This is a genomic window from Dyella sp. (genome assembly GCF_035508675.1).
GTDB lineage: Bacteria > Pseudomonadota > Gammaproteobacteria > Xanthomonadales > Rhodanobacteraceae > Dyella_B.
This window is the reverse complement of sequence record NZ_DATJMN010000086.1, coordinates 1-7,840: the sequence shown is the minus strand read 5'-3', so window position 1 is coordinate 7,840 and position 7,840 is coordinate 1. Positions and strand designations below refer to the sequence as shown.

The window sequence follows — 7,840 nt, the reverse complement described above, 5'->3', positions numbered from 1 at the left end:
AATTAGTGCCATTGCGCATAGACAGAGTTGAAAACGATGCCGGTGAATCTTCTGCGTGCAGCACTCCTGGGCATTCTGCTCATCGCCACCTGCGCTGCGCGCGCTGAGGATGAAACCCCTCAGGCCAAAGCCGCCGCGCTCGTCGCCAAGATGACGTTGCCGGAAAAAATGGCCCAGGTACAAAGCGGCGCGCCGGCGATACCGCGCCTGGGCGTCGCCGCTTACGACTGGTGGAGCGAAGGCTTGCACGGTATTGCGCGCAACGGTTATGCCACGGTGTTTCCGCAAGCGATCGGCCTGGCCGCCAGCTGGGATGCGCCCTTGCTGCAACAGGTGGGCACCACCGTGTCCACCGAAGCGCGTGCCAAGTTCAACGCCATCGGCGCCGGCCGCGATCACTTGCGCTACGACGGGCTCACCATCTGGTCGCCCAACATCAATATTTTCCGCGACCCGCGCTGGGGCAGGGGGCAGGAGACCTACGGCGAGGATCCTTTCCTCACTGGCCAGCTGGCGGTGCAGTTCATCCGCGGCATTCAGGGCGACGATCCGCAGCATCCGCGCGCCATCGCCACTCCCAAGCATTTCGTGGTGCATAGCGGTCCGGAAGCAGGCCGGCACGGTTTTGATGTAGACGTGTCGCCGCACGATCTGGAAGCCACCTATCTGCCCGCATTTCGCGCCGCAGTGACCGAAGGCCACGCCGATTCGCTGATGTGCGCGTACAACGCCCTGCATGGCACGCCGGTATGCGCGGATGCCGACCTGCTGACGACGCGGCTGCGTCAGGACTGGGGCTTCAAGGGCTTTGTCGTTTCCGATTGCGATGCGATCGACGACATGACCAAGTTCCACTACTTCAAGCCCGACAACGCACGGTCTTCGGCCGCATCCATCGAGGCCGGCACCGATCTGGATTGCGGCTATGCCTATGCCGACCTGCTCGAGGCGGTGCAAAAGGGTTACGTCAAGGAAGCCGTCGTCGATACTGCGCTCACCCGGCTATTTGCAGCGCGTTACCGCCTGGGCGAATGGGGCGATGGCAAGCATCCGTATGACGGCATCGGCATGGACCAGGTGGACAGCCCGGCGCATCGCCGCCTTGCGTTGCAAGCCGCGCTGGAATCCATCGTGCTGTTGAAGAACCAGCACGGCGCGTTGCCCTTGCACGCCGATACGCGCATCGCCGTGATCGGCCCCAACGCCGACACGCTGGAAACCCTGGAAGCCAACTATCACGGCACCGCGCGTGCACCGGTGACGCCGCTTGCCGGCCTGCGTGAGCGCTTCGGCGCCGAGCGCATCCGTTATGCGCAAGGCGCGCCGATTGCCGACGGCGTACCCATTCCCGTGCCCGAAACGGCATTGCGCACGACGGACGGAGGCGTCGGACTCACCGGCGAGTATTTCGACCATGCCGATTTCAACGGCAAGCCCGCGGTGACGCGTACCGATCGGGTGATCGATTTCGATTGGGATCAGGTCACGCCCATCGATAACCAGCGCAGCGATCGTTACGCCGTGCGCTGGACCGGCCAATGGCTGCCTCCTGCAGGGGGCGACTACACACTGGCCGTGCAGGTGGACCGTTGCTTCGACTGCGACAATCAGCACGATCCGGTGCGCTTGTACGTCGATGGCCGCAAGCTGCTGGACAACAACAGCGGCGAAAACTCGCCCATGCAGGCGCAGGTGCACGTTACCGATGCGCGTCCGCATGCGATCCGCCTGGAATACGTGCATAGCGGCCACGACCAGGGCGTGCGCCTGCAATGGCTGGCGCCGGAGTCGGCGCAACTGGCCAAGGCGGAAGCGGCCGTGCGCGATGCCGACAGCATCGTCGCCTTCGTCGGCTTGTCGCCGGACGTGGAAGGCGAGGAACTGCAGATTGATGTGCCCGGCTTCAATGGCGGCGATCGCACCGATATCGGCCTGCCGCAGCCGCAGCAAGCCTTGCTCGAGCGCGCCGCCGCCAGCGGCAAGCCACTCATCGTAGTGCTGATGTCGGGCAGCGCCGTGGCGCTTAACTGGGCCAAGCAGCACGCCGACGCCATCGTCGCGGCCTGGTATCCGGGCGAGGAGGGTGGCCGCGCCGTGGCGCAGGTGCTGGCCGGCGACTACAACCCCGGCGGACGCCTGCCGGTTACCTTTTATCGCTCCACGCGCGATCTGCCGCCGTTCGTCAGCTATGCGATGAAGGAGCGCACCTATCGCTACTTCACCGGCACGCCGCTTTATCCGTTCGGCTACGGCCTGAGCTACACGCGCTTCAGCTATGCGCAGCCGCAGTTGTCGACGGCCACGCTCGCAGCGGGCCAGCCGCTGACGGTAAGCGCGGTCGTGCGCAATGATGGCGAGCGCGACGGCGACGAAGTGGTGCAGGCGTATCTGGATGCGCCGGATGATTCACTGGCACCGCGTCATGCGCTGGTGGGTTTCCAGCGCGTGCATCTACGCGCAAAAGAGCAGCGGCGTGTGACGTTTGAGGTGTCCCCGCGGCAACTCAGCCATGTCGATGCACAAGGGCAGCGCGCGGTGGAAGCGGGACATTACCGCCTGTTTGTAGGTGGCGGCCAGCCGGGTGACGCGGAGGGCGTGACGGCATCGTTCACCATCAGCGGCCACATGGCATTGCCGAAATAGTCCGCCCTGCATGAATCGCCAACATTCGCCATTCCGGCCGAGCGCCGGAATGGCGACCCGCGCTGAACAGCGTCGACGCACCCCGCAAGAGTCACATGACAAGCAGGCCGAAAACCATCCGAATGCTGACCGCCGCGTGCCTGCTGGCCTGGGCCAGCCTGTCGACATGCGCTAGCGCAAGCACACCCATCACCATCGAAGGCGCGCATTTCATCCGCGCCGGCAAGCCACATCAAATCATCTCCGGCTCGATGGATTTCCAACGCATCCCACGCGCCTACTGGCAGGATCGCCTGCGCAAGGCGCGTGCGATGGGCTTGAATGCCATCACCACCTACGTGTATTGGAACCTGGTCGAACCCACGCCGGGGCAGTTCGATTTCAGTGGCGGCAACGACGTGGCAGCGTTCGTGCGCATGGCACGGAACGAAGGGCTCGATGTGATCGTGCGTCCCGGCCCCTACGTTTGCGCAGAATGGGAAGCGGGTGGATTTCCCGCTTGGCTGTTCGCGGATCCACACCTGCACGTGCGCACGCAGGACCCGGCCTACCTGCAAGCCGTGGAACGCTATTTTCAGCGCCTGGGCCAGGAGCTGTCACCGTTGATGGCAGCACGCGGCGGCCCGATTATCGCCGTGCAGGTAGAGAACGAATACGGCTCCTACGGCGATGATCGCGTGTACATGGAGGACATCCATCAGGCGCTGGTTAGCGCAGGACTCGGCACCGGCATTCTGTTTACCTCCGACGGCGCCGACGAATTGCGCAATGACACACTGCCCGGCGTGCTTGCGGTGGTGAATTTCGGCACCGGCGAGGCAAAAGGCGCCTTCGCGACACTCGCAACCTTCCGTCCCGATCAGCCGAAGATGGCCGGCGAATATTGGGCCGGCTGGTTCGATCACTGGGGCGAGGTGCATGCGCAGACCGATGCGAAGCTGCAGGCCAAGGAGCTGGCCTGGATGCTGAGTCAAGGCTATTCGCTCAACCTGTACATGTTCGAGGGCGGCACCACCTTCGGCTTCATGAACGGCGCCAACCTCCAAGGTAATCCCACCGATCACTATGCGCCGCAAACCACCAGCTACGACTACGATGCGCCGCTGGACGAAGCCGGCCGGCCGAGGCCGAAGTTTGCGATGTTTCGCGCGGTGATCGCGAAGGCTACTGGCAGCACGCCGCCGCCGTTGCCTTCCCCCACGCCATTCATGGATGTGCCGGCCTTTGCGCTGCCCGAATCCGCATCGCTGTGGGACAACCTGCCGACGCCGATCAGCGTGGATCAGCCGCGACCGATGGAGCAGTTCGGCCAAGCCTACGGCTATATCCTTTATCGCACGCACGTCAGTGGTGCCATCCGAGGGCAGCTCTATCTGGGTGACATACGCGACTACGCATCGGTGTATGTCGATCACAAGCTGGTGGGTACGGTGGATCGGCGACTCAAGCAGGTGAGCTTGCCGGTCACCCTCGATGCGGGTACGCACTCGCTCGACGTGCTGGTGGAAAATACCGGGCGGATCAATTACGGCCCGCATCTGGCGGATGGACGTGCAGGGCTGATCGATCCCGCGCGGCTCGATGGCAAGTTGTTGCACGGCTGGCAGGTCTATCCGCTGCCGATGGCGTCACCGGATGCGATTCGCGGCTGGACCACGCAGACGGTCGACGGGCCTGCGTTTCATCGCGGGCACTTCAAGCTGGCAACGCTGGCCGATACGTTTCTGGATATGACGGCGTTCGGCAAAGGCTTTGCTTGGGTCAATGGGCATAACCTTGGACGCATTTGGGATATCGGTCCGCAGCGTTCGCTTTATCTGCCGGCGCCGTGGCTGCAGCAGGGCGACAACACGGTAGTGGTGTTCGATCTGCGGACGCCGGAACAGGCGGTGGTGCATGGTGTGCGGCAGCCAATATGGTGGAGGTCGGACGCAAAGGTGTCTCAATGAGTGGTGTTTTTCAGAGCGAATCGTCATTCCGGCCTTCGCCGGAATGACGATTGTCGGATATATGGTGACTGAAGCCTTTGGCATGAAAGGAACACCGAGCGATGCGTCGACATTTGTTTTCTCAACAACAACGGCCCCATCGTTTGCCGCCAGCAAGGCATGTACTCGCCTTGCTGCTCGCGACCCCGATAACCGCCATGGCAAACCACAACCCCATCGTGCTGCGCGAATTCGTCGCAACGACACCGCCAACCCGGCAGAGCCACGCCTCCACCCTCGTCGAAACACCGGCTGGCCTCGTTGCCGCCTGGTTCGGCGGCAAGCACGAGCGCGATCCCAGCGTCGGCATCTGGTTGGCGCGACAAATACGGGGTCACTGGACGTCACCGGTGGAAGTGGCCAACGGCGTACAGCCGGATGGGCAGCGCGAACCTACCTGGAATCCGGTGCTGTTTCTTCCGCACGATGGGCCGCTGATACTGTTCTACAAAGTGGGGCCGGACCCGCAGCACTGGCGCGGTATGCTCATGACGTCCCGCGATAACGGCGTGCACTGGTCCGCCGCCCATGCGTTGCCCAGCGGCTTCCTTGGTCCGATCAAGGACAAGCCGGTGCAACTCGCCGACAGCAGCATCGTCAGCCCGTCGAGCACGGAGCTGGGTCGCTGGACGATCCATTTCGAGCTTTCCAATGATGGCGGCGCAACTTGGCAACACAGCCAGGCGGTGCCCAATCCGGATGGCATCGAGGCAATTCAGCCCAGCCTGCTGCCTTGGCGCGATGGCAAGCTGCAGGCGATCGGCCGTACGAAACAGGACCGCTTGTTCACCACCTGGTCCACCGACGGCGGGCATACCTGGTCCAGACTGACATTGCTGGACGTACCCAATCCCAATTCGGGTATCGACGCGGTGATGCTTGCCGACGGCCGTGCCTGTCTGGTCTACAACCCGACCACGCACGGCAAGGATTGGTGGAATGGCCGCGGCACGCTTGCCGTGGCGGTCTCGGCGGATGGCGAGCACTGGAAGCGGGTGCTGACGCTGGAACACGGCCCTGGTGCCGAATTTTCCTATCCGGCAGTAATCCAGACCCGGGATGGCCTGCTGCACATCACCTACACCTGGAAACGGTTACGCATTGCCCATGTGGTGATCGATCCCGCGGCACTCTGACATCTGCCTGATCGTTCAATCCGCCGCAAAATTTCGCGAAATCTTGGATTCTGTTGCGTTGCCACTTGCCACGATCTAAACGAGGCGTATAAGCTCACTATCAATAAATATGAAATGGACGTTCGTATATGAATGGTCCAGAGAGAAAGCGGGTGCAGGAGGGGACAATGAAGACTGCAGACCATCTGCGTCAGCGTAAGATGATCACGACTCCGTTTTCCAGGGCGGGGTGGCGACATGCGTGACGGTGGCAATCATGAAGGGTACGGCACCGCGCGGGAGGCTTCCACTACGGAAGCGTTCCTTGATGAGGTTGCGCCCTATCGCGAAGCCGTATCGCCGGCATCCGTGATGTCCCTTCCCGGCCATCAAGATGCTTTCCTCGCCGCCGACGTCGGTGGCACGCATGCGCGCATCGGGCTGATCGCCTTTCAACCTGGGCAGGGCGTTCCTGCCACCTTGGCGTATCGCGTGTACCCATGCGCCGACTTCAGCGGCTTCGACGCGATTGTACGTGCCTTTTGCGATGAGTTCTCGGTCGAGCCGCAACGCCTCGCGCTGGCGTGCGCCGGTTTCCTGCACGAAGGCGAGGTGGTCAACAACAATCTGCGCTGGCCGATCGTTCCGGCCGAACTGGAACGAGCGCTGTCGTTGCGCGAAGTGAAAGTGCTCAACGATTTCGAAGCGCTCGCCTACGGTACGGCTTATCTGGACCCTGCCGGTGTGATCACGCTGCACGATCCTCGCCGCAACAAGCCGGCGCAAGCGGGTACCGTCGTGGTGGTCGGTCCGGGTACGGGACTGGGTGTGGCCGTGCGTTTCCCGGGCACGCCGCCGCAGGTATTGGCCACCGAAGCCGGGCATATCCAACTGGCCGCACGCGTGGGTCGCGAGCAGGCCGTGCTCGGTGAACTGGTGCCGCCGGATGCGCATATTCCTTATGACTCGGTGCTGTCCGGCCCGGGGCTGATGCGCGTGTATCAAGCAGTGTGCCGTCTCGATGGAGTCGCCGCGCCATTGCACGAACCGGCTGCCATCACTGCCGCGGCTTGCGCAGAGACGACCGCGCAAGCGGTGGAAACGCTGCAATTGTTTTGCGGATGGCTGGGCTCCTTTGCCGGCGATCTGGCGATGCTTTACGGCGCCACGGGCGGTATCTATGTGGCCGGGGGCTTTTTGTCGCGCATGACCGACTTCATGGCGAAGAGCAGTTTCGTCAGCCGCTTTCTCGACAAAGGCGTGATGCGTCCGTTCCAGCAGAGCGTGCCCGTGCATGTCGTGGATCACGCGCAATTGGGCGTGATCGGCGCGGCAAGCTGGCTGATGAATCACGCTGATCAACGTTTGCAAGATTTGCAGGATTAGGGAACGGCGGGGCTCGACGTTCTCATTCACCGCATCGACAAGGAGGCTGATGTTGCCCAAACCTGACGGGAGGGACGTACAGATCTTCCATACATCATCGATGCTTGCAGCAAGGTAGCTCCGGCCAGCCAGGAGCGCTCACAACAAACCCACGCACAAGCCGGTTTCGACGAGTACACAGGGATGTCGAAGCGGGCAAGACATATTTCGTTTCTACCGGGAGGGGACAACATGAAAACCATTCACGTACGCCGCGGCGTACTGGCGAGTTCCTTGGCGTTGGCGCTGTTTGCGCCGTATGCCGTCGCGCAGACGTCGACCACGTCGGGTAGCGATCAGCAGCAGGGCACGTCTTCCAGCAACCAGCAACAGAACGGCAAGCAGACGCCGAATCCGAAAGAGCTGAAAACGGTCGTTGTGACCGGTTCGATGATTCCGCGCGTGGAAATTGAAGGTCCGACCCCGGTGGTTTCGCTCACCGGTACGCAGATCAAGGACCAGGGCTTCACCACGCTGTATGAATTCCTGGATTCGTTGCCGCAGGTAGGCCAGCAGACATCCGATCCCGCCTCTTGGGGTTCCAGTTCGGTGAATGCGCGTTCCGTCAATCTGCGCAACGTGGGGCCTGGCTTCAGTTTGCTGATGATCGACGGCCACCGCATCGTGGATTATCCGCAGCCGTTGAACAAGCAGAGTAACTTCCAGAAC

General features: G+C 62.4%; 5 protein-coding genes. All 5 read left to right on the top strand.

The genetic code is table 11. The features are described 5' to 3' along the window. The first annotated feature begins 36 nt into the window (after positions 1-36). Complete coding sequence (locus VMA74_RS04900; RefSeq protein ID WP_414649557.1) at positions 37-2,643, top strand: glycoside hydrolase family 3 protein; 2,607 nt, start codon at positions 37-39, stop codon at positions 2,641-2,643. A gap of 95 nt (positions 2,644-2,738) precedes the next feature. Beyond that, positions 2,739-4,592: a glycoside hydrolase family 35 protein gene (locus tag VMA74_RS04895; RefSeq protein WP_414649556.1), complete on the top strand. Its 1,854-nt coding sequence runs from the start codon at positions 2,739-2,741 to the stop codon at positions 4,590-4,592. A 197-nt stretch (positions 4,593-4,789) separates the two neighbouring features. Beyond that, complete coding sequence (locus VMA74_RS04890) at positions 4,790-5,767, top strand: sialidase family protein (protein WP_325365373.1); 978 nt, start codon at positions 4,790-4,792, stop codon at positions 5,765-5,767. Between the two features lie 237 nt (positions 5,768-6,004). Then, positions 6,005-7,132 (top strand): glucokinase, encoded by a 1,128-nt coding sequence (locus VMA74_RS04885; RefSeq protein ID WP_325365371.1) that lies wholly within the window; start codon positions 6,005-6,007, stop codon positions 7,130-7,132. 231 nt (positions 7,133-7,363) lie between these two features. Continuing rightward, the coding region (locus VMA74_RS04880; RefSeq protein WP_325365369.1) for a Plug domain-containing protein at positions 7,364-7,840 on the top strand (477 nt) is incomplete at its 3' end.

Coding starts and splice junctions, on each gene's coding strand:
- VMA74_RS04900 (WP_414649557.1), top strand. CDS start 37: ATGCCGGTGAATCTTCTGCGTGCAGCACTCCTGGGCATTCTGCTCATC.
- VMA74_RS04895 (WP_414649556.1), top strand. CDS start 2,739: ATGACAAGCAGGCCGAAAACCATCCGAATGCTGACCGCCGCGTGCCTG.
- VMA74_RS04890 (WP_325365373.1), top strand. CDS start 4,790: ATGGCAAACCACAACCCCATCGTGCTGCGCGAATTCGTCGCAACGACA.
- VMA74_RS04885 (WP_325365371.1), top strand. CDS start 6,005: ATGCGTGACGGTGGCAATCATGAAGGGTACGGCACCGCGCGGGAGGCT.